18 protein-coding genes and 1 tRNA gene are annotated in these 18,238 nt (G+C 68.8%); 10 read left to right on the forward strand and 9 right to left on the reverse strand.

Translation table 11 applies throughout. The annotated features are described in order from the left end of the window. Positions 1–138 precede the first annotated feature (138 nt). The 5 genes from JUB13_RS11345 to JUB13_RS11365 all read left to right on the forward strand — a co-directional run bounded on the left by JUB13_RS11345 (position 139) and on the right by JUB13_RS11365 (position 4,835). A complete protein-coding gene (locus JUB13_RS11345; protein WP_207478909.1) occupies positions 139–1,494 on the forward strand; it encodes a CmpA/NrtA family ABC transporter substrate-binding protein in 1,356 nt (451 codons plus the stop codon). Between the two features lie 10 nt (positions 1,495–1,504). Then, positions 1,505–2,344: a nitrate ABC transporter permease gene (gene ntrB, locus JUB13_RS11350; RefSeq protein ID WP_207478910.1), complete on the forward strand. Its 840-nt coding sequence runs from the start codon at positions 1,505–1,507 to the stop codon at positions 2,342–2,344. Between the two features lie 5 nt (positions 2,345–2,349). Beyond that, positions 2,350–3,270, forward strand: a complete 921-nt coding sequence (locus JUB13_RS11355; protein WP_207478911.1) for an ABC transporter ATP-binding protein — start codon at positions 2,350–2,352, stop codon at positions 3,268–3,270. Between the two features lie 48 nt (positions 3,271–3,318). Further along, positions 3,319–3,807 (forward strand): cyanase, encoded by a 489-nt coding sequence (gene cynS / locus JUB13_RS11360; RefSeq protein ID WP_207478912.1) that lies wholly within the window; start codon positions 3,319–3,321, stop codon positions 3,805–3,807. 218 nt (positions 3,808–4,025) lie between these two features. Next, positions 4,026–4,835, forward strand: coding sequence for an SGNH/GDSL hydrolase family protein (locus JUB13_RS11365; protein ID WP_207478913.1), 810 nt, complete (start codon positions 4,026–4,028; stop codon positions 4,833–4,835). A 14-nt stretch (positions 4,836–4,849) separates the two neighbouring features. Here the strand turns inward: JUB13_RS11365 and JUB13_RS11370 are convergent, their stop codons facing one another. Further along, positions 4,850–5,629 carry a potassium channel family protein gene (locus JUB13_RS11370; protein WP_207478914.1) on the reverse strand — a complete coding sequence of 260 codons (780 nt, stop codon included), beginning with the start codon at positions 5,627–5,629 and terminating at the stop codon, positions 4,850–4,852. Positions 5,630–5,732: 103 nt separating this feature from the next. Next, positions 5,733–6,650 (reverse strand): DMT family transporter, encoded by a 918-nt coding sequence (locus tag JUB13_RS11375; RefSeq protein ID WP_207478915.1) that lies wholly within the window; start codon positions 6,648–6,650, stop codon positions 5,733–5,735. 182 nt (positions 6,651–6,832) lie between these two features. On the opposite strand from JUB13_RS11375, the gene JUB13_RS11380 reads away from it, so the two are divergent. Continuing rightward, positions 6,833–7,039, forward strand: a complete 207-nt coding sequence (locus JUB13_RS11380; RefSeq protein WP_236024882.1) for a DUF2934 domain-containing protein — start codon at positions 6,833–6,835, stop codon at positions 7,037–7,039. A gap of 30 nt (positions 7,040–7,069) precedes the next feature. Here the strand turns inward: JUB13_RS11380 and JUB13_RS11385 are convergent, their stop codons facing one another. Both JUB13_RS11385 and JUB13_RS11390 read right to left on the reverse strand, forming a co-directional pair. Next, entirely contained in the window at positions 7,070–7,477 is a 408-nt protein-coding gene (locus JUB13_RS11385; RefSeq protein ID WP_207478917.1) for a response regulator, read from the reverse strand. Between the two features lie 133 nt (positions 7,478–7,610). Next, a complete protein-coding gene (locus tag JUB13_RS11390) occupies positions 7,611–7,874 on the reverse strand; it encodes a hypothetical protein (RefSeq protein ID WP_207478918.1) in 264 nt (87 codons plus the stop codon). A gap of 340 nt (positions 7,875–8,214) precedes the next feature. On the opposite strand from JUB13_RS11390, the gene JUB13_RS32010 reads away from it, so the two are divergent. Both JUB13_RS32010 and JUB13_RS11400 read left to right on the forward strand, forming a co-directional pair. Beyond that, positions 8,215–9,351, forward strand: a complete 1,137-nt coding sequence (locus JUB13_RS32010) for an FkbM family methyltransferase (RefSeq protein WP_207478919.1) — start codon at positions 8,215–8,217, stop codon at positions 9,349–9,351. Positions 9,352–9,496: 145 nt separating this feature from the next. Continuing rightward, positions 9,497–10,621, forward strand: coding sequence for a THUMP domain-containing class I SAM-dependent RNA methyltransferase (locus tag JUB13_RS11400; protein WP_207478920.1), 1,125 nt, complete (start codon positions 9,497–9,499; stop codon positions 10,619–10,621). A gap of 26 nt (positions 10,622–10,647) precedes the next feature. On the opposite strand, the gene JUB13_RS11405 is transcribed toward JUB13_RS11400, so the two are convergent. From JUB13_RS11405 to JUB13_RS11415, 3 genes are all read right to left on the reverse strand, one after another. Next, complete coding sequence (locus tag JUB13_RS11405) at positions 10,648–10,911, reverse strand: hypothetical protein (protein WP_207478921.1); 264 nt, start codon at positions 10,909–10,911, stop codon at positions 10,648–10,650. Then, the gene (locus JUB13_RS11410) at positions 10,839–11,798 is read right to left on the reverse strand and encodes a hypothetical protein (protein ID WP_268914357.1); all 960 of its coding nucleotides are present in this window, start codon (positions 11,796–11,798) and stop codon (positions 10,839–10,841) included. The genes JUB13_RS11405 and JUB13_RS11410 overlap by 73 nt, the downstream gene beginning before the upstream one ends. A gap of 61 nt (positions 11,799–11,859) precedes the next feature. Next, positions 11,860–13,668 carry a sensor histidine kinase gene (locus tag JUB13_RS11415; RefSeq protein ID WP_207478923.1) on the reverse strand — a complete coding sequence of 603 codons (1,809 nt, stop codon included), beginning with the start codon at positions 13,666–13,668 and terminating at the stop codon, positions 11,860–11,862. A gap of 321 nt (positions 13,669–13,989) precedes the next feature. Between JUB13_RS11415 and JUB13_RS11420 the strand changes: the two genes are divergently transcribed. After that, positions 13,990–15,186, forward strand: a complete 1,197-nt coding sequence (locus tag JUB13_RS11420; RefSeq protein WP_207478924.1) for a calcium-binding protein — start codon at positions 13,990–13,992, stop codon at positions 15,184–15,186. A 335-nt stretch (positions 15,187–15,521) separates the two neighbouring features. Continuing rightward, entirely contained in the window at positions 15,522–15,866 is a 345-nt protein-coding gene (locus tag JUB13_RS11425; protein ID WP_207478925.1) for a hypothetical protein, read from the forward strand. Between the two features lie 134 nt (positions 15,867–16,000). Here JUB13_RS11425 and JUB13_RS11430 read toward each other — a convergent pair. Beyond that, positions 16,001–16,076 (reverse strand) — tRNA-Glu (locus tag JUB13_RS11430). 143 nt (positions 16,077–16,219) lie between these two features. Then, positions 16,220–18,127, reverse strand: a complete 1,908-nt coding sequence (gene recJ / locus JUB13_RS11435; protein ID WP_207479043.1) for a single-stranded-DNA-specific exonuclease RecJ — start codon at positions 18,125–18,127, stop codon at positions 16,220–16,222. Positions 18,128–18,238: the final 111 nt, after the last annotated feature.

Raw genomic sequence — 18,238 nt, forward strand, 5'->3', positions numbered from 1 at the left:
TCGTCATTTACGAGAATTCGTAAAGGCCTGAAAGGACCGACGCCGCCGACAGAGCTAGCCCGACCGGGCTGGCACGCGGATTGCGAGTAGGGGATCTGTTCGCCCGACCAGTTCCGTCCCCGCGAAAGGAGCCGCCTTATGTCCACCTTTGACGATCCCTTCGATTCCAAGCGGCAGCTCCAGCGTGGCGGCTGCTCCTGCGGGCACCATGCCTCCGAGGCCGAGCACCGGGCGGCGCTCGACGGCGATGCGCGCCTGAGCCGCGTCATCGAAAGCGCCATCGTCCGCGCGCTGTTCCCGAACGACGTGACGCGCCGCGACTTCCTCGGCGCGGTGGGATCCGCGACGGCCGCGGCCGCCATCGCCTCGATCCTGCCGGTCGGCTTCGCCAGCGAAGCGCTGGCCCAGGCCGGGCCGCTAGAGAAGACCGACCTGAAGGTCGGGTTCATTCCGATCACCTGCGCCACGCCCATCATCATGGCGCATCCCATGGGCTTCTACGCCAAGCAGAAGCTGAACGTGGAGGTCGTGAAGACCGCCGGCTGGGCGGTGATCCGCGACAAGACCCTGAACAAGGAATACGACGCCGCGCACATGCTCTCGCCCATGCCGCTGGCGATCACCGTGGGCGCGGGGTCGAACCCGATCCCCTACACCATGCCGGCCGTCGAGAACGTGAACGGGCAGGCCATCACGCTGGCCATGAAGCACAAGGACAAGCGCGATCCCAAGCAGTGGAAGGGCTTCCGCCTGGCCGTCCCCTTCGACTACTCCATGCACAACTACCTGCTGCGCTACTACCTGGCTGAGGCCGGGCTGGACCCCGATGCCGACGTGCAGATCCGCGCGGTGCCGCCGCCCGAGATGGTCGCCAACCTGCGCGCGGACAACATCGACGGCTTCCTCGCCCCGGACCCTGTGAACCAGCGCGCGGTCTTCGACGGCGTCGGCTTCATCCACATGCTCTCCAAGGAGATCTGGGACCGGCATCCCTGCTGCGCCTTCGCGGCCTCGAAGGCCTTCGTCACGGAGATGCCGAACACCTATGCGGCGCTGCTCCGCGCGATCATCGAGTCCACGGCCTATGCCTCAAGGCCCGAGAACCGGAAGGAGATCGCCGAAGCCATCGCCCCGGCCAACTACCTGAACCAGCCGGTCACCGTGGTGGAGCAGGTCCTGACCGGCACCTTCGCCGACGGGCTCGGCCAGGTCCGCAGGGTGCCGGACCGCATCGATTTCGACCCCTTCCCCTGGGAGTCCTTCGCGATCTGGATCCTGACGCAGATGAAGCGCTGGGGCCAGGTGAAGGGCGACGTCGACTACGCCGCCGTGGCCAGGCAGGTCTTCCTCGCCACCGACGCCGCGAAGCTGATGAAGGAGGCCGGCATGACGCCGCCCGCGGCGACCAGCAAGACCTTCGCGATAATGGGCAAGACCTTCGATCCCGCGGACCCCGAAGGCTATCTCGCCTCCTTCAAGATCCGGCGCGCCTGAGGCGCGGGCCATGGCGCGCTCCCTCACCCTACGGGCGTCGGTGCTCTCGGCGGCGATCCTCGCCACCCTGCTCGCCGCCTGGCACCTCGCAACCGGCGGCAGCGGCCCGGTCGCCGACATGGATCCCGAATACGCCAAGCTGATGGGCCAGACCGCGGTCCAGGGCACCTCGGCCATGCCGGGTCCGCTGGAGGTCGGCGCCACCCTGTGGCGCCACCTGTCGGACCCCTTCTACATCCGCGGCACCAACGACATGGGCATCGGCATCCAGCTCGCCCATTCCGTGGCGCGGGTCGCCGCCGGCTACCTGCTGGCGGTGCTGGTGGCGATCCCCGCCGGCTTCCTGATCGGCATGTCGCCGCTGATGTCCCGCGCGCTCGATCCCTTCATCCAGGTCATGAAGCCGATCTCACCGCTCGCCTGGATGCCGCTCGCCCTCTACACGATCAAGGACAGCGGGCTGTCGGCGATCTTCGTGATCTTCATCTGCTCGCTCTGGCCGATGCTGATCAACACGGCCTTCGGCGTCGCCAGCGTGCGGCGGGAATGGCTGAACGTCGCCCGCACGCTGGAGGTCGGGCCGTTGCGCCGGGCCTTCGCGGTGATCCTGCCCGCGGCCGCGCCCACGATCCTGACCGGCATGCGCATCTCGATCGGGATCGCCTGGCTGGTGATCGTCGCGGCCGAGATGCTCGTAGGCGGCACGGGCATCGGCTACTTCGTCTGGAACGAGTGGAACAACCTGTCCATCACCAACGTGATCATCGCCATCCTGGTGATCGGCGTCGTGGGCATGGTGCTCGACCAGATCCTGGCGCGCGTCGCGCGCCTCGTCACCTTCCCGGAGTGACGGACGTGACCGAGAAGAGCTTCATCTCCATCGAGGCCATTGCCCGGCGCTACCCCGCCGCCGGCGGTGGCCGCACCACCATCTTCGAGGACCTCTGGCTGCCGATCCGGCGCGGCGAGTTCGTCTGCATGATCGGCCATTCCGGCTGCGGCAAGACGACCGTGCTGAACATCCTGGCGGGGCTGGAGGCGCCCAGCGAGGGCGTGGTGATCGTGGATGGCACCGCCATCGAGGGGCCGAGCCTGGATCGCGCCGTGATCTTCCAGAGCCACGCCCTGCTGCCCTGGCGCAGCGTGCTCGGCAACGTCGCCTTCGCGGTCAAGTCCCGCTGGCCCGAAAAGGACCGCGCCTGGATCGAGGCCCAAGCCCGGCGATTCATCGAGCTGGTCGGGCTCGCGGGCTCCGAATGCAAGCGTCCGGCAGAGCTTTCGGGCGGCATGAAGCAGCGCGTCGGCATCGCCCGGGCGCTGTCCATCGAGCCCAAGATCCTGCTCATGGACGAGCCCTTCTCGGCGCTCGACGCGCTGACGCGCGGTACGCTGCAGGACGAGGCGCGCCGCATCTGCCAGGAGGCCGGCCAGACCACCTTCATGATCACCCACGACGTGGACGAGGCCATGTACCTGGCCGACCGCATCGTGCTGATGACCAATGGCCCGGGCGCGCGAGTGGCCGAGATCGTCGAGAACCCGCTCCCGCGCGAGCGCAGCCGGACCGACCTGCACCGCCATCCCAGCTACTATCCCCTGCGCAACCACCTGATCGATTTCCTGGTGACGCGCAGCCGTACCTTCCGCGACGCGCCGCCGGCGGGTTACGACCCGCGCCACCCGCCGCTCGTGCGTCCCGGAGCAACGCCCGGGCTGGTTGCGGGCGCGCAGCCCGCACCGGCCCCCGCGGGCCTCGCCCGCGCCCAGGGCGCCTGAGCCCTCCGAAACACGCGTACCCGAAGACAGCCTCAGAAGGAGCCTCCCATGAAGCGCGAAGACCTGACCGAGAAGATCCTGGACATCAAGCGCGAGAAGGGCTGGAGCTGGGCGCAGATCGCGGCCGAGATCGGCGGCTACTCGCCGATCCTGATCACCGCTGCCCTGCTGGGCCAGATGCGCCTGACCAAGCCCCAGGCCGAGAAGGCCGCCGCCCTGTTCGGCCTGACGACGGCCGAGGCGCGCCTGCTGAACGAGGTCCCCTACCGCGGTTCGATCCCGTCCATGCCGCCGACGGACCCTTTGATCTACCGCTTCTACGAGCTCGTGATGGTCTACGGGACCACCTTTAAGGAGCTGATTCAGGAGGAGTTCGGCGACGGTATCATGTCCGCGATCGACTTCGACATGCAGATGGAGCGCCTGCCGAATCCGAAGGGGGATCGGGTCAAGATCACGATGTCCGGCAAGTTCCTGCCCTACAAGTACTACGGGAACGAGGACGGCGTGCCGGATTACGGCTTCGGCAATCCCTGACCGCGGCGGCACGCCGCGGCCGCCGGCGGCCGCGGCGGTGGAGGGGCCGGGTGCGCGATCATTCGCGCCGGCGCCCGTTGGACTGGGGCCCTGCCCCGCCACCGACGAGCGCCGATGACATGCCCGGCCCTACCCGTACCGCCCGCGCCGCGATCGCGTCCGCCCTGCGAGCCCTTCTCCTCGCGTCAATCGCGCTGCTGCCTGCCGCAGGACCGGCCATGAGCGCCACGGGGTCCGCCGGACCGCCCTTCGACCGGCTCGTGGTGATCGGCGACAGCCTGTCGGATTCCGGAAATGCCGGACGGTTCTCGGACGGCGCCGTATGGGTCGAGCAGCTTGCCGGACGCCTGTCCCTGCGCCTCGCCCCGGCGAGCAAGGGAGGCCAGAACTTCGCGGTCGGGGGCGCGCGGCTCGACCCGCGCTCCGGGCCGACGAGCCTGCGCGCCCAGGCTGACATGGCACTGCGCCTGCCTGCCAACCGGGGACGGACGCTGCACGTGGTCTGGGGCGGCGGGAACGATCTGCTGGCGGCAGCGACCTCGCCGGACGCACTCCGGATCGTCGACGAGGCCGTGGCGTCCCTGGCCGGCATCCTCCGGGACCTCACGGAGCACGGCGCCACCGACATCCTGGTGCCGAACCTGCCCGACATCGGCATGACGCCAGCGGTGCGTGCCTACGGCCCCGGCGCGGCGGCGCTGGCCCGCCAACTCACCGACAGATTCAATGCGGGCCTGGAGCATTCGCTGCGGGCCCTTCCACCCAGGGGACAAGAGCGCAGGCCGCAGATCCACCGCATGGACGTGCAGGCCATGGCGATGCGCGTCGCAGGCGACCCGGCGTCCTTCGGGTTCCGGGATGTCACGACCCCTTGCATTGGCCTGCCGAGTTGCACCGGCCATCTGTTTTGGGATCACGTCCATCCGACCAGCTACGCCCATGGCCGGCTTGCCGAGGGGGCCCTGCGCGTTCTCGGCGGCGGGTCCGCCACCGGGGACGGCAGCGATGCGGCATCGGCCCTGCCCTGAGCGCGGCCCGCGCGTCACGCCCCTTCGGTGTCGATGTGGACGATGCTGCCACAGTGCTTGCAATGCACGGCATCGGGATCGTGGCGCGACAGGCCGCAGGCCTGGCATTCCACATGGACCTTGCTGGGCCGCACGATGGACTGGGCGAGCTTCACGAAGAGCGATATGCCCACGATCATGATCACGACCGAAAGCAGGCGCCCGGTCTGCCCGACCAGCGTGATGTCGCCGAAGCCGGTCGTGGTCAGGGTCGTGACGGTGAAGTAGAGCGCGTCGCTGAAATGCCGGATCTCCGGGTTCCGGCCGACCTGCATCTCGTAGACGACGGCGCTGGTGATGAAGACGAAGACCACGACGTTGACGGCGCTGGAGATCAGCTCGCCCCGCTCCGCGATCCAGCGGTGCCGGCGGCGCAGGTCGCGCACCACGCGCAGCACCCGGAAGAGGCGGATCGCGCGTAGGACTCGCAGGAACGCGAAGCTGCCGGTCAGCGGCGGGATCAACAGCGTCGCGATCACCACCATGTCGAGGATCGAGCTCCAGCGCAGGAAGAACGCGGCCCGGCGAGGCGCGATGAAGGCGCGCCCCGCGAACTCGACTAGGATCAGCGTTCCGAGCACCGCGTCGGCGGCGACGAGCCATGGCGACTGCGGCAGGAAAGTCAGCACGAGGAACGCGGCCACCGTCACCGCGTCGAAGGCGAGCAGCACCATGCGGAAGCGCTCGCTTTCATAGAGGTCCTCGACCGTGGCCCTAAGGCCGGCGGGGGACGAATCCGACATCTGCTGCAGCATGGTCCCGGCACCCGCGGTCCGCGCACGAGAATGCGCCAGAACGAACCTAGACCAACATGCCGGCGCAGTCGATGACGCGCGCTGCGGCGGGACGGCGGACGCGTCAGTCCCGGCTGGCCAGCCCTGCGCCGGCGCTACGCCGGCGCAGCACGCCAGTGCCAAGGGCAATCGCGACGAGGACACAGGCAAGGCCCAGCCCATGGGCAGGCGTCAGCCGCTCGCCCAGGACGAGCACGGCGGCAGCCACGCCGGCGACTGGGATCAGCCCTGTGTAGAGGCCGGCGCGGCTTGCGGGCACCTGGGCGATTCCGCGCATCCAGAGAAGCACCGCGATCAGCCCGCTCCCGATGCCCGACCCGGCGAACAGCGCCCATATCTCGACGGGCACCGCCGCGGGATCGAAGCCGCGGGCCGTGGCCGCGGCGGCCGGCGCGATCATGGCCGCGGCCAGCGTGTTCGACAGGAAGGTCAGGGCAAGCGGCCGCATCCGCCCGCCGAGGCGCCGCGCGAAGACGCCGTATAGCGCTTCGGACAGGACGGCCCCGCAGACCAGCAGGGTCCCGGCCAGGGACTCGGCGGCACCATCGGCACCGCCCTCGCCGGCCTGCAGGTTCAGGGCAAGGATGCCCAGCACCGCAAGAGCGATGGCTCCGGCTGTGCCGGCGCCGATGCGCTCGCCCAGCACCAGCGCCGCGCAAAGCGCGGTCATGGCCGGGATCGTGCTCGTCAGGATGCCAGCGGTGACCGCGCTGGTCGCGCGCAGCCCGAAAAGCAGGAAGACGTTGAACAGCACCATGCCGAACAGCGACAGCAGCACGATGCTGATCCAGTCGCGGGTCGAGGCCGGCAGCGCCCCGCGGCCCCGGCGCAGGGCGACGGGGGCGAGCAGGAGCGCCACCATCAGGAAGCGCAGGAAAGCCGCCGCGAGAGGCGGCACATGGGACACCACGAGCTTGGAGGTGGGCACCGAGAGCCCGACCAGGATCATGGAGAGGGCGAGGTTCACATGGGCGGATCGCATGCGCCCGAGCCTATCGCGGATCCGCCGCCGGTCGGACAGACGAACGCGTCCGACTTCGCCGACCGCACGTGTCTGGTCTCAGGGTGGACCAAACCGCCCTTGTGCGGTTGCGGAAAGAATCGGGAACGCTCGGGATGCTGGGCGGTTCCCCTTACATTCCGAATCGGTGCGAGGAACCTTTCATGGAGCGCGAAGCAATGATCCGCCAGCGCGCGCACTTGCTATGGGAGGCCGAGGGCCGGCCCCAGGGCCGGGATGTCGCGCACTGGCTGCACGCCGAGCGCGAGCTCTCGGCCGGCGGCCGCCAGCGCCCCGCGCCCGCGATCGTCCAGCGCCGGCCGCGCCATCCCGCGGGGCCACGGCGACACTGGTGCGTCCTGGACCGCTGAGCGCAGATCGGAACGAAGGCTGGCACGGCCTCATCCCGGCCCGAACAGGACGAGATCGCGCGGGATGCTCCGCGGCGTCTCGCCCCGGGCGAGCGCCACGGCGGCCGCGACGGCCTCGGTCAGCGACTGCCCGGAATAGGGCTTTCCCAGGAAGCCCAGCGCCGGCGCCCCCTGCGTGCGCGCGAGGCCATGGCGGCTGGTGGCGAGGATCGAGCGCACACCCATGCGCTCCAGCGCATGCACGGCATCGAGGCCGTTCCGCCGCCCGGCGAGGCTGATATCAACCAGCGCCAGGTCCACTGCCTCCGCCTCCGCCGCAGCAAGCGCGTCGGCGACCCGTACGAAGGGTCCAAGGACGCAATGCCCCGCCTCCTCCAGCGCCATCTTCGCAGCGAGGCCGATCAGCGCCTCGTCTTCCACAAGCAGGATACGCGCCATTCCCTGACATCCCCTGGTTCCCCCAAGAGGTGACGACAGGCCGGGCGAAGGCACGTTCCATCGGGAGAGGCGACCTGTCCTTTGGGAATAGCAGCGGCGGAATTCCGAGCCGTGCGCAGGCGCAGGTGCGGCGTTAGGAGCCCAGGCGGCCGGCCGGCATGCGATAGGCTTCCTGCACCTTCCTGCTCGGAACGCAGATGACCTTGACGCGCTCGTCTTCGGAAAGATTGCGGCCCATCTCGGTCTGCGCGAGATAGGCCGTCCCGAGCTTCAGGCAGGTACTGGGGAGAGCGACCTCCTCGGGGAGACGTAGAACGCCGACTGCGTTCTCGCGGCTGCAGTCGCGCAGCTCTGGCGTCACCGAAAGCGAGCAGACCAGGATAAGGGCCGTGAGCATCCAAGCTTCTCCATGAAGGTGGTGCCCTTGGCGCGTCGTCTCCCTTGCCTGCCACTTGCCGGGCGAATTGCATAAGAGAGTACATTGCTGCGGCGCAGCATTCCACTGCTTCCCACCCCAGGGGTCGATAACCTATCCTTTCGTATAGGTTGCGATATCACATCGATCAGAGTGGGACCGTAGGTTTGCTACCCCCGCGACGGGCTCGATACGGCGCATTGGTGTGAGGAGCTGTGTGTCGCGCCAATCTACGGCCGTCATGCCGGATAAGGAGAGGAGACGTAGCGGAGTGGAACCGACTCAGGCTTCCGTCCGCCGAACCCGATCCGAGGGGGCGCCGGTGCTCGGCCTTCTCCGATATCTCTACCGGCTGGTGGCCCTGCCGAATCGCGTGGTCCAGATCGTCCTGGAGCTGCAGCGCCAGAGGGATGAGATGACACGGATTTCGACGGCGATCGGCACTGCGCGACCGGAGAGGGCGGCGGAACCTGCCCTCGCCGCCTTCGTACCCGCGGGCCGGGACGTGTCTCGGGCCGGCCACGCGGGCTTCGGCGCCGCCGCGGGCACGGGCGTCCGGGACGGGCGGGCCCCTTCCGTCGAGCCGGCCGGCCGTCTCAGCGCAGGCGAACTCTTCGACCCTCGGGACATCCCGGCGCTCGCGCGGCACGTCGGCGAGCAGATGGTCCGGTCGCGCTGCCACGCCGTCTATCTCGGCGACCACACGGTGCTGGCCCGGTGCCTGGGCCGCTACAAGATGCTCGTGGATTCCCGGGATCTCGGCCTTGCGCCGCACATCATGCTCGAAGGGTTCTGGGAGTGGTGGCTGACACAGTTCATGATCGGCAAGGTCGGGGAAGGCATGGCCGTCCTCGATATCGGCGCGAATTTCGGATATTACACCCTCCTGCTCTCCGACCTCGTCGGAGCCACGGGACGATGCCTAGCCTTCGAGCCCAACCCGGCGGTCGCCGAGCGGCTCGAGCGCTCCGTCGACATGAACGGCTTTTCCGGGCGGACCCGCGTGCTGCGTTGCGCCCTTGGGCGGGAGCCCGAGGGCAGCCTTCCTTTCTTCGTCCCCGCGGGGCAGCCGAAGAACGCCACCGTGGTGGACTCGAGCTTCGTGGCGCCGGACGGGTCCGGCACGCTCCTCCAGGTGCCGGTGACGACCGTGGATCGCGTGGTCGAGGGGCGCACCGACTTCGTGAAGATCGACGCCGAGGGCGCCGAGTACGACATCATCATGGGCATGCGGGACACGATCGCCCGCGACCTCCCGCGCATGGTGGTCGAGTTCAACGCCGCGCGGAACTACGACGGCCGGGCACTCCTGGACTATCTCTGCGAAGTCTATGGGGGCCTGTCCTACGTGGATGTGGACGCGCATGCCAAGCCAGCAACCATCGACCGCGTCATGCGCGAGGATTTCGGAAACGACTGGCTGCTCTATTTCGAGCGGGCGGGCAGGCGCCGGCGCTGAAGGGGGCCCGCCCGCCATGGCCGCGACGCCCTGGCCGGGCTGCACAGGTTGGGATGCCTCAGCTGGATGCCCCGGCTTCAACGCCCCGGCAGGCCGCGGCGAGAAACATGTCGATGAGGCCGCGCCCGCGCGATATGCAGGCGCCATGAGCGACGACAGCGCCTTCAAGATCTTCATCGTCACCGCCCCGGGCCTGGAACCCATGCTTTGCGCCGAGGCGCGGGACAAGGGCTTCGCCGAGCCCCGGGCCGTCAAGGGCGGCGTCACCATCCAGGGCGGCTGGCAGGAGGTGTGGCGTGCCAATCTGGAGCTCCGCGGCGCGAGCCGCGTGCTCGCGCGCATCGGCGCCTTCCGGGCCTTCCACCTTGCCCAGCTCGACAAGCGCGCGCGCCGGATACCCTGGCGGGAGATCCTCCGCCCAGACGTGCCCGTGCGCGTCGATGCCGCCTGCAAGGGATCGCGCATCTATCACGCGGGCGCCGCGGCGCAGCGCATCGCGCGGGCGATCGGCGAGGAGCTCGGCTCTCCCGTCTCGCCAGACGCCGAGGTGACGATCAAGGCCCGCATTGACGACGATCTCTGCACCGTCAGCGTCGACACGACGGGCGAGCCCCTGCACCGGCGCAAGCACAAGGAAGCCGTCAACAAGGCGCCTATGCGCGAGAACCTGGCAGCCCTCTTCCTGCGCCGCTGCGGCTTCGAAGGGACCGAGCCGGTCGTCGATCCCATGTGCGGCTCGGGCACCTTCGTGATCGAGGCGGCGGAGATCGCGGCGGGCCTCGCTCCCGGCCGCTCGCGGAGCTTCGCCTTCGAGAAGCTCGCGAGCTTCGACGAGGCCGCCTGGCAGCGCCTGCGTGCTGAGGGCGGCGCGGACGGCGAGGCGAAATCCGCAGTCCTGTTCCACGGAAGCGACCGTGACGCCGGCGCGATCGCCATGAGCCGCGCCAACGCAGCCCGGGCAGGCGTGGCCGCTCTGACGGAATTCACGCAGCAGCCGATCGGCGCCCTTGTCGCGCCGGACGGGCCACCCGGCCTCGTGATCGTGAACCCTCCCTACGGGGGCCGGATCGGCGACGCGAAGGATCTCCTGCCGCTCTACCAGACGCTCGGGCGGACGCTGCTCGGGGGCTTCTCGGGCTGGCGCGTCGGCCTCGTGACGAATGACGCCGCGCTCGCCAGGGCGACCGGCCTGCCCTTCGGCCCGCCGGCGGCCCAGGCGCTGCATGGCGGGCTGCGCGTGACCCTGTTCCTGACCGCGCCGCTAGCCTGAACAGGGCGGCAGCGCGTGATCCGGGATCAGACGAAGACGTAGTCCGCGTATTCCCGCAAGCCTGCGGCATCCACCTCGACGGATCCATAGGGGGTCGTGAAGACCGTCCTGCCGCCCTCCTCGGATATGCTTGTCTCCTCGCGGGTGATGCCCGCGAAGCGCAGCCTTTCGCAACCCTGGGCACCCGGCCCGCTGACGCCCTCGCCGTTGAACCCCGTCAGGACGTCATCGCCGAAATCCTCTTCGTAGTAGATCGCGCCAAAATCGGCCTCGTCCGTGCTGACCGACACGCGGTGCTGGCGTGCGAACACGAAGGTGTCGGCGTCAGTCTCCGTGGAGACCAGGCGATCGTCGCCGCCCGGCCCCTCGATCCAGTCGTCCCGCCCCGGCCCGCGAGCCGGTCGGCCTGGATCGATCCCATGATCCGGTCCGTGTACGCCGTTCCGCGGACCGTCACGCCTTGCGAACCGCCGTCGAACTCCAGCCCGCCAGGCCCGGAGGCATCGAAGATTTCGATGCCGCGGAAGGCGGCGTAGATACCAGGGTCCTCGCCGTCAGATTCGGTGACGATCTTCAGCGCGTTCCGGCCGAAGGCCTGCTCGTCCTCGAGCACCCATTCGATGTCCGTCCGGATATCGATCGACGAGCGGTAGGTGTAGTAGATCTCGTCATAGGCGCTGGATGCTGCGGAGACGGTGCGGTTGTCGATCCGCAGCGTGTCCTTCCCCTCGCCGCCGTCAAAGACGCCGCCGGTATGGGGCACGGATGGCTCTTTCTTGGCGACGCTTTCGTCCGAGATCATGCCCTCGGCGGTCCAGAGCAGCACGTCTCGTCCGTCCCGGCCCGACAGCGTGTTGACGCCCGCGCCACCATCAATCTCGTCATTCCCGGCACCGCCGTAGAGCGCATCGTCACCGGCATCGCCCAGAAGCCGGTCAGCCCCACCCTCGCCGCGCAGCACGTCATCGTCGTCGGCCCCTTTAAGAGGTCGCTGCCGCCGCGCCCCCAAACGCTGTCGTTTCCGCCGATCCCGTAGATCTCGCCGGGCCCGCTGGTGCCGGTAATCGCGTCGGCCGATGCCGTTCCTCTCTTGATCGCCATGGGATTCTCCTTGCCCAAGCAAGAGGCCGGGATGATCCCACGGTGCTAAGCGGACGGAGGTTCCGCGTTTGGACATGCGTACCGGGCGGATCAGGCGGATCGTTCAGATAGAGGGAGAAGGCACGCTTCCCTGGTATTCACGGCAAAGGCCGGGGCACCACCTGATCCTGTTCAGCGGCGATTGCCATTCGGATCCACACGGTCGTCCCCACGCCGATCTCGCTGGCGATGTCCATGGTCCCGCCTTGCAGCTCGATGAATCGGCGGGCAATGGTAAGGCCAAGGCCCGTTCCCCCATACCGCCGTCCGATCGAGGCCGAGGCCTGGTGAAACGCGTCGAAGACGCGAGGAATCTCCTCAGGGGCGATACCGATCCCCGTGTCGCGGATCTCGACCTCCGCAAAACCATTCCCCTTCGACAAACGGACGGATACGCGCCCTCCAGCCTCAGTGAACTTCACGGCGTTCGACAGGATGTTCAGCACAGCCTGCCTCAGCTTCATGCCATCGGCCGATATCCTTGGCACCGCCGCGCCATCGACCTCCAGCGAGATGCCCTTCGCTTCGGCCTCCGGGAGAAGCATCCTAACTGCGCTTCGGACAATGCCTTCGAGATCCGTGGGCTCGTGGACCGTCGTCGTCTTTCCTGCCTCGATCTTGGAGAGGTCCAGGACCGAGTTGATCAAGTGCAGCAGATGCGTGCCCGCAGTATGGATATCGTCCGCATATTCGCGTGCGCTGCCCGGATTTCTCGGATCTCCGCCACGGAGGAGATCCGAGAATCCGATAATGGCGTTCAACGGCGTCCGCAGCTCATGACTCATAGCCGCCAGGAAGTTGGATTTTGCGCGGCTGGCCTGTTCCGCAGCCTGTCGCGCCTGCTCGGCGCGGGCACATTCCGCTGCCAGCGCGAGCGACATGCTGTTGCGGCGGCGCATATCACGAGCCATCAGGAGTGCGCCCAGAATGCTCGCCACGGCAAGGCAGGCAGCCATGATGCCCTGCTGGATAGCCTGCCTGCGCCAACCTTGGAGCATTTGCTCCCCGGACACCGAGACCTGAACAACCATGGGCAGCTCGCCCACTTTCCGGACGGCGACGATATGCCAGTCCTGCCCGGTATCCGCGATCTGTACGCCGTCAGTCGCTCCGCCGGCGCCATGCAGCTTTAAATCGGGCGCGATCGTGCCTTCGGCGACGCCCTCCCGTGAGTGCCCGGCGATGACTGTGCCACCGGTGTCCATCAGCAGAATCGTCTCTCCGTGCGGTCTTTCCAACGCCGCATAGAAATTCTGAAAGTGCTCCGGCTCCAAAGCCCCGAGGACCACGCCGGCGAAGCTCCCATCCGGATGATCCAGGCGTCGGCTGGCCGGGCTGAGCCATTGGCGGGTCACGCGGCCACGCAGTGCGTGGCCGACATACAGGCCGACGGCAGGGTTGTCCCGGTGCACCCGGAAGTAGTCCCGGTCGGAAGCATTGAGCTCGCGCGGCGGATCCGATGCAGAATCGATCACCATCAGCCCTGAGGCGTCAAAGACGAAGAACTCCCGGACCTGCGGCGAGGAATCGGCCCGATGCCGTAGAATGCGCTGCATTGCGGCGCGGTCGACCGATGGACCGGCGGCCTCGATGCTGGCCTCGGTGATCTGGAGCGCGAGGTCCACAGCCTCGTAGGCGCGCGCGGCATGCTCCGCAAGAGAGCGCGCATGGGTCGCAACCGTCTCATGGGCATGATGGATGGCAGCCGACCGCGCCTGCAGAAGGCCATGCCACGTAATCGCAAGAACGAGCGCCCCGAAGACAAAGCTGCCGCTGATCACGACCGCGGGGGTCAGGAACAGGGAACGCACGTTGCTGCCGCAGGCAAATCTCCAGAACGCAGGGACACCGAGCCCAACGAGTGCCCGGCGTTCCGTACTGCCTGACCCGGGCACGAAGTCGGACATCAACCCCTCTGGCTGCTTCCCGTGCGCGATGCAGTGCGATCATGACAAAGGTCTATGAAAATTCCATAACCGACCAGACCCGGACGGAGAGGCACCATCGCGTGCTTGGATCGCGTGCTCGCCGTCGATCACGCTCCGACGCGCCTTCACGTGCCGGACATCGAGATGATGTGAACCGGGAGCGCCGGGCCATGGCCGGTCCTCGCAAGTTCCGGCCTTTTTCGTGTTATCAAAATAGGTAGGGGCCGGCTTGCGGTTGTCCGGGAACATCGAAGCGTGCTCGATGCATCTCCAGATCGCACCTGACTTCGAGTGTCCATTATGCCTTCTCAGCCGAGCCTCGGCGTCGCCTGGGGGTACGTCGGTACCCCCGATCAGTGGTATCTGCCCGGCACCGACATCTCGGGACTGCCGGAGCCGGCCGAGGGTGCGCCGTCGAACGAGGCCCTCGTCGCGTGGGCGCCGCACGTGGAGTGGGACGCCAGCTGGAAACACGGCAGCGTGTTCTCCGTGGAGGCACGCAAATCGACGATGCCGGACGGTCGCGTCGAGATGATCCACGAGATCAACCCACAGGTCGGTTGGAACCAGCTCAAGAACATGTCGATCAAAGTTGACGGCGATGCGAACCTGACGGTCCGTGACGTCGTCCATGTGGACATCGACGCCCGGGGCAAAGGCGCCTCGGCCCACGACGCGGACACGGTCGGATCCTCGATCGAGGTCCTCAGGGCCAAGCGTGGAAACATCCAGACCGGCGAGGACAACGACACGGTCCTGGTCGCCCCGATGTCCAACGGCCCGGCCTGGAAGAACGAGTTCCGCATCGCGACCGGCGACGGCTCCGACACGATCACCGTCAAGACCCCGGTCTATACGGAAGCATATGATTTTCCCGGCAGTACGCCGACCACCAACGGCCACGTGACGACGGTCCGAATCGACGCGGGAGACGGAAACGACATCATGCGTCTCGGCGGCGCCCGCGAGATCGTCCAGGGCGGCGCCGGCACGCGCGACACCGTGATCTACGACCAGGCGACCAAGGGGGTCGTGGCCTTCCTCAACGATGTCGGCGTCGCGACGCCGAAGGTCGGCGAGGGCGGTGCGCAGGGCGACGTGCTGATCGGCGTCGAGCGCCTGAAGGGGTCCAGCCTCAACGATGTCCTCCACGGGAACTCGGTCGATAATGACCTGATCGGCGGCCTGGGGGACGACCAGCTGATCGGAGGCGCCGGCCACGACCACTTCGTGATCAGCCGCGGCATTGGAATCGATACCGTGCTCGACTTCGAGGTCGGCGCGGACTCCGTGGAGGTGCGCGGCAAGGACGTCGCCGACATCCACCAGGAGGTCATCACGATGCTGGATGGGACCGAGGGCCTGTCGATCTGGCTGAGCTACGAGGAGGGTTACGACGTCGCGGCGATCTTCCTGCCCGGCGTCACGACCCAGCTCACCCCCAACGCCCATGCCGGCACCGAGGCCAACTGGCACGACGCAGTTCTGCTGTCCTGACGATCGGCTGGATCTGCACACGGCCGTGGAAGCTGGGAAGGTTTTCCGCAAGTCTCGATACGGGCGGCGCATGGCGGGATCATGGCCGGCCGCCCGTACGATCCTCTCGTGCCTTGATGCGCGAGGAGCTGTCGGCGCCTGATGGATGCCAGCGAGCGCCTTCGGTACTCAGGGCAGAGATGGGCAGAGCGTCGGCTGCCCGTAAAATAACGGGATCGCGGCACGACCCGTGAACGGCCCCTCTCGCCTCGCTCCTTCGCGCGGAACAGCGGCGCCCCCTACTCGCCGCGGTCAAGCGCCGCGAGCGCGGCCTCGTCGACCGGCGCGGCTTCGCCGTGAAGACCAAGCCGCACGCGTACCGCCTGGTCCGCCTCACAGGCCCAGCAGTGCAGGCTGCCCTGTCCCCACCAGCGGCGCTGCTGCGCGACCGGCAGGCGGTGGTCGATGGCCACGTCGTCGACATGAAGCCGACCGAGTACGGCGCCGGCGCAACCGTCTGCGTCGTCCGGGCTGACGGCTCCATCGAACTCGTTCAACTCGTCACTACGGCGCCCATACCCGGTGAGAAATTCGGCCGCGCCAGCATGGCCGACCTGGGCCCGCATCCACATGGCCGGCTGGTCGGCGACGTGATTGCGGTGGGCCGGGTCGTGGAAGAGGTGCAGCCGGGCGAGCCGTGAGTGCACCCCATGACGCAACGTGCCGCCCCGTGTCGTGGGGAATCTCGCGCCCGCGTACTGGATAAATACTGGCCAGAAAAGCAAAGCCCCGCTCGGTGGCGGGGCTGTAAACGGCGGAAAACTTAGGCTTTGAGTGGCGTCCCCTACGGGATTCGAACCCGTGTCGCCGCCGTGAAAGGGCGGTGTCCTAGGCCTCTAGACGAAGGGGACGAGGCCATGCGCGAGCGGTGTGTTGGATAGCTTCCGCGGGGGCCGTGCGCAAGCGATTTTCGGCGGTGCCCGCGCGATGCCTGGCTGCCGGTCCTCAAAAGTCGACGCCCCCTGCCCCGCTGCTTCCGCCGAAGCCCGCCGGCCTATCGCACCGGCCCCGCCTGCCCCGGCCCGCCGGTGCCGATCGCGGGGGCCGCGTCCTCGATGGTGAGCTGCACGCCGTCGGCGCCGTTCCAGCGGTCGGGGCGCAGATATCCCGCGAGGTGCAGCGGCGCGCCGGCGCTCTTCAGCAGCAGGCGGCCGAGATCTGTCTCGAGCGCGCGGAAGGCGATGGCCTTCAGCCGCGTTCCGGTACCCGCGCCGGCGGTCACGATGCAGCGCACGTGGTTCTGGCCGACCACGTCGGCCCGGGCGATGCGGGCGTCCATCACGGCAAAGCGCGGCTCGGCGTTGCCGGTGCCGAAGGGCCCGAGCCGCTCCAGAGCGGCGCAGAGCTGTGCCGTGGCGCCGTGGACCGACAGCGCGCCGTCGAGCTCCAGGCTCGGCACCAGCGGGCCGTCCAAGAGGCGCTGCTCGCCGATCCGGGCCGCAAGGAATCCCTGCAGCGCGTCCAGCTTCTCGCGCGCCACGGTGAAGCCCGCCGCCATGCGGTGCCCGCCGCCGGCCAGCAGAAGGCCCGCTTGGCGGGCCGCGATGACCGCCGCGCCGAGGTCCACCCCGCGCACCGAACGGCCCGAGGCCTTGCCCAGCCCATCCTCGCCGAAGGCCACCACGCAGGCCGGGCGGCCGTAGCGCTCCTTCAGGCGCGCGGCGACGATGCCGATCACGCCGGGATGCCAGCCCTCGCCCACCGCAAAGACCAGCTCGGGCGAGGGCTCGACAGCGGCCGTCGCCTCCAGTCGCTCGAGCGCCTCGGCCAGCACCGCCGCTTCCACCGCCTTGCGCTCGGCGTTGTGGACGTCGAGATCCCGGGCCAGGCGTGCCGCCTCGGCGGCATCGTCGGTCGAGAGCAGCCGCATCCCGAGGTCGGAGGCGCCGACGCGCCCGCCGGCGTTCACCCGCGGGCCGAAGACGAATCCCGCGTGATAGGCCTCGGGCTTCTCGGAAAGCTTGCACAGGTCCGCCAGCGCCGCGATGCCGGCATTGCCGCGCCGGGCCATCACCTTCAGCCCCTGGGCCACCAGCGCCCGGTTCAGCCCCGTCAGCGGCACCACGTCGCACACCGTGCCCAGCGCCACCAGGTCGAGCCAGCCCATCAGGTCGGGCTCCGCCCGACCCGTGCGGGCGTAAAAGCCCGAGGCCCTGAGCGCCCGGTTCACGGCCACCACGGCCAGGAACACCACCCCCGCGGCGCACAGCGTCTTGTGCGGCGAGGGATCGTCCAGCCGGTTGGGGTTCACCAGCGCGACGCAGGGCGGCAGGCGCGCCTCGGCGGCATGGTGATCGATCACCACGACCTCGAGCCCGGCGGCCTGGGCCGCCTCCAGCGCCTCGAAGGCGGTCGTGCCGCAGTCCACCGTCAGGACGAGCCGAACGCCGCCCTCGGCCAGCCGGTGCAGCGCCGCGGCATTGGGGCCGTAGCCTTCCCTGATCCGATCGGGGACATAGAGCACGGGATCGAGGCCAAGGGCGCGCAGGAAGCGCCCCAGCAGCGCGCCCGACGTGGCGCCGTCGACGTCGTAGTCACCGAAGACCGCGACCCGCTCGCCCGTTTCCACCGCCCGGGCGATGCGCTCCGCCGCCACGTCCATGTCGCGGAGGTGGCTGGGGTCGGGCAGCAGCGCGCGCAGGGTCGGCGCCAGGTATGTCTCGGCGGCCTCCACCGTAACCCCGCGGGCGGCCATGGCGCGCGCCACCATCTCGGGCAGGCCGAAGCCCTGGGCCATGGCGAGGGCCTGGCGCTCGTCCCCGGGCCGGCGCAGCCAGCGCCGTCCGGTCGCCGAGCGCTCGACATTCAGGAAGGCGACAGGGGCCGCATGGGCCGCTTGCGCGCCAGGGGCGCTGGCTGCGCCCGATGCGGCGCTCTTCTCCTCGATGGTCTCGGCGGTCATCTCGGCGGGCAAGGAACGGTCACCCCGGGGGCATCGGCCGCCACGGCGGCGCCAGCCCCTGGCATAGCCCAGATGCGCCCGCCCGCGCCAGCGGGCCGCGCGCCTTGTCGC

The sequence above is a fragment of the Arenibaculum pallidiluteum genome, assembly GCF_017355985.1.
Classification (GTDB): Bacteria; Pseudomonadota; Alphaproteobacteria; order Azospirillales; family Azospirillaceae; genus Arenibaculum; species Arenibaculum pallidiluteum.

What these genes read in the sequence shown, in the direction of transcription:
- JUB13_RS11380 (WP_236024882.1), top strand. Translation starts at nt 6,833, where the DNA reads ATGGAGCGCGAAGCAATGATCCGCCAGCGCGCGCACTTGCTATGGGAG.
- JUB13_RS11370 (WP_207478914.1), bottom strand. Translation starts at nt 5,629, where the DNA reads ATGCTGCAGCAGATGTCGGATTCGTCCCCCGCCGGCCTTAGGGCCACG.
- cynS (WP_207478912.1), top strand. Translation starts at nt 3,319, where the DNA reads ATGAAGCGCGAAGACCTGACCGAGAAGATCCTGGACATCAAGCGCGAG.
- JUB13_RS11420 (WP_207478924.1), top strand. Translation starts at nt 13,990, where the DNA reads ATGCCTTCTCAGCCGAGCCTCGGCGTCGCCTGGGGGTACGTCGGTACC.
- JUB13_RS11415 (WP_207478923.1), bottom strand. Translation starts at nt 13,668, where the DNA reads ATGTCCGACTTCGTGCCCGGGTCAGGCAGTACGGAACGCCGGGCACTC.
- JUB13_RS11385 (WP_207478917.1), bottom strand. Translation starts at nt 7,477, where the DNA reads ATGGCGCGTATCCTGCTTGTGGAAGACGAGGCGCTGATCGGCCTCGCT.
- JUB13_RS11410 (WP_268914357.1), bottom strand. Translation starts at nt 11,798, where the DNA reads ATGTCCAAACGCGGAACCTCCGTCCGCTTAGCACCGTGGGATCATCCC.
- JUB13_RS11345 (WP_207478909.1), top strand. Translation starts at nt 139, where the DNA reads ATGTCCACCTTTGACGATCCCTTCGATTCCAAGCGGCAGCTCCAGCGT.
- JUB13_RS11365 (WP_207478913.1), top strand. Translation starts at nt 4,026, where the DNA reads ATGAGCGCCACGGGGTCCGCCGGACCGCCCTTCGACCGGCTCGTGGTG.
- ntrB (WP_207478910.1), top strand. Translation starts at nt 1,505, where the DNA reads ATGGCGCGCTCCCTCACCCTACGGGCGTCGGTGCTCTCGGCGGCGATC.
- JUB13_RS11400 (WP_207478920.1), top strand. Translation starts at nt 9,497, where the DNA reads ATGAGCGACGACAGCGCCTTCAAGATCTTCATCGTCACCGCCCCGGGC.
- recJ (WP_207479043.1), bottom strand. Translation starts at nt 18,127, where the DNA reads ATGACCGCCGAGACCATCGAGGAGAAGAGCGCCGCATCGGGCGCAGCC.
- JUB13_RS11375 (WP_207478915.1), bottom strand. Translation starts at nt 6,650, where the DNA reads ATGCGATCCGCCCATGTGAACCTCGCCCTCTCCATGATCCTGGTCGGG.
- JUB13_RS11390 (WP_207478918.1), bottom strand. Translation starts at nt 7,874, where the DNA reads ATGCTCACGGCCCTTATCCTGGTCTGCTCGCTTTCGGTGACGCCAGAG.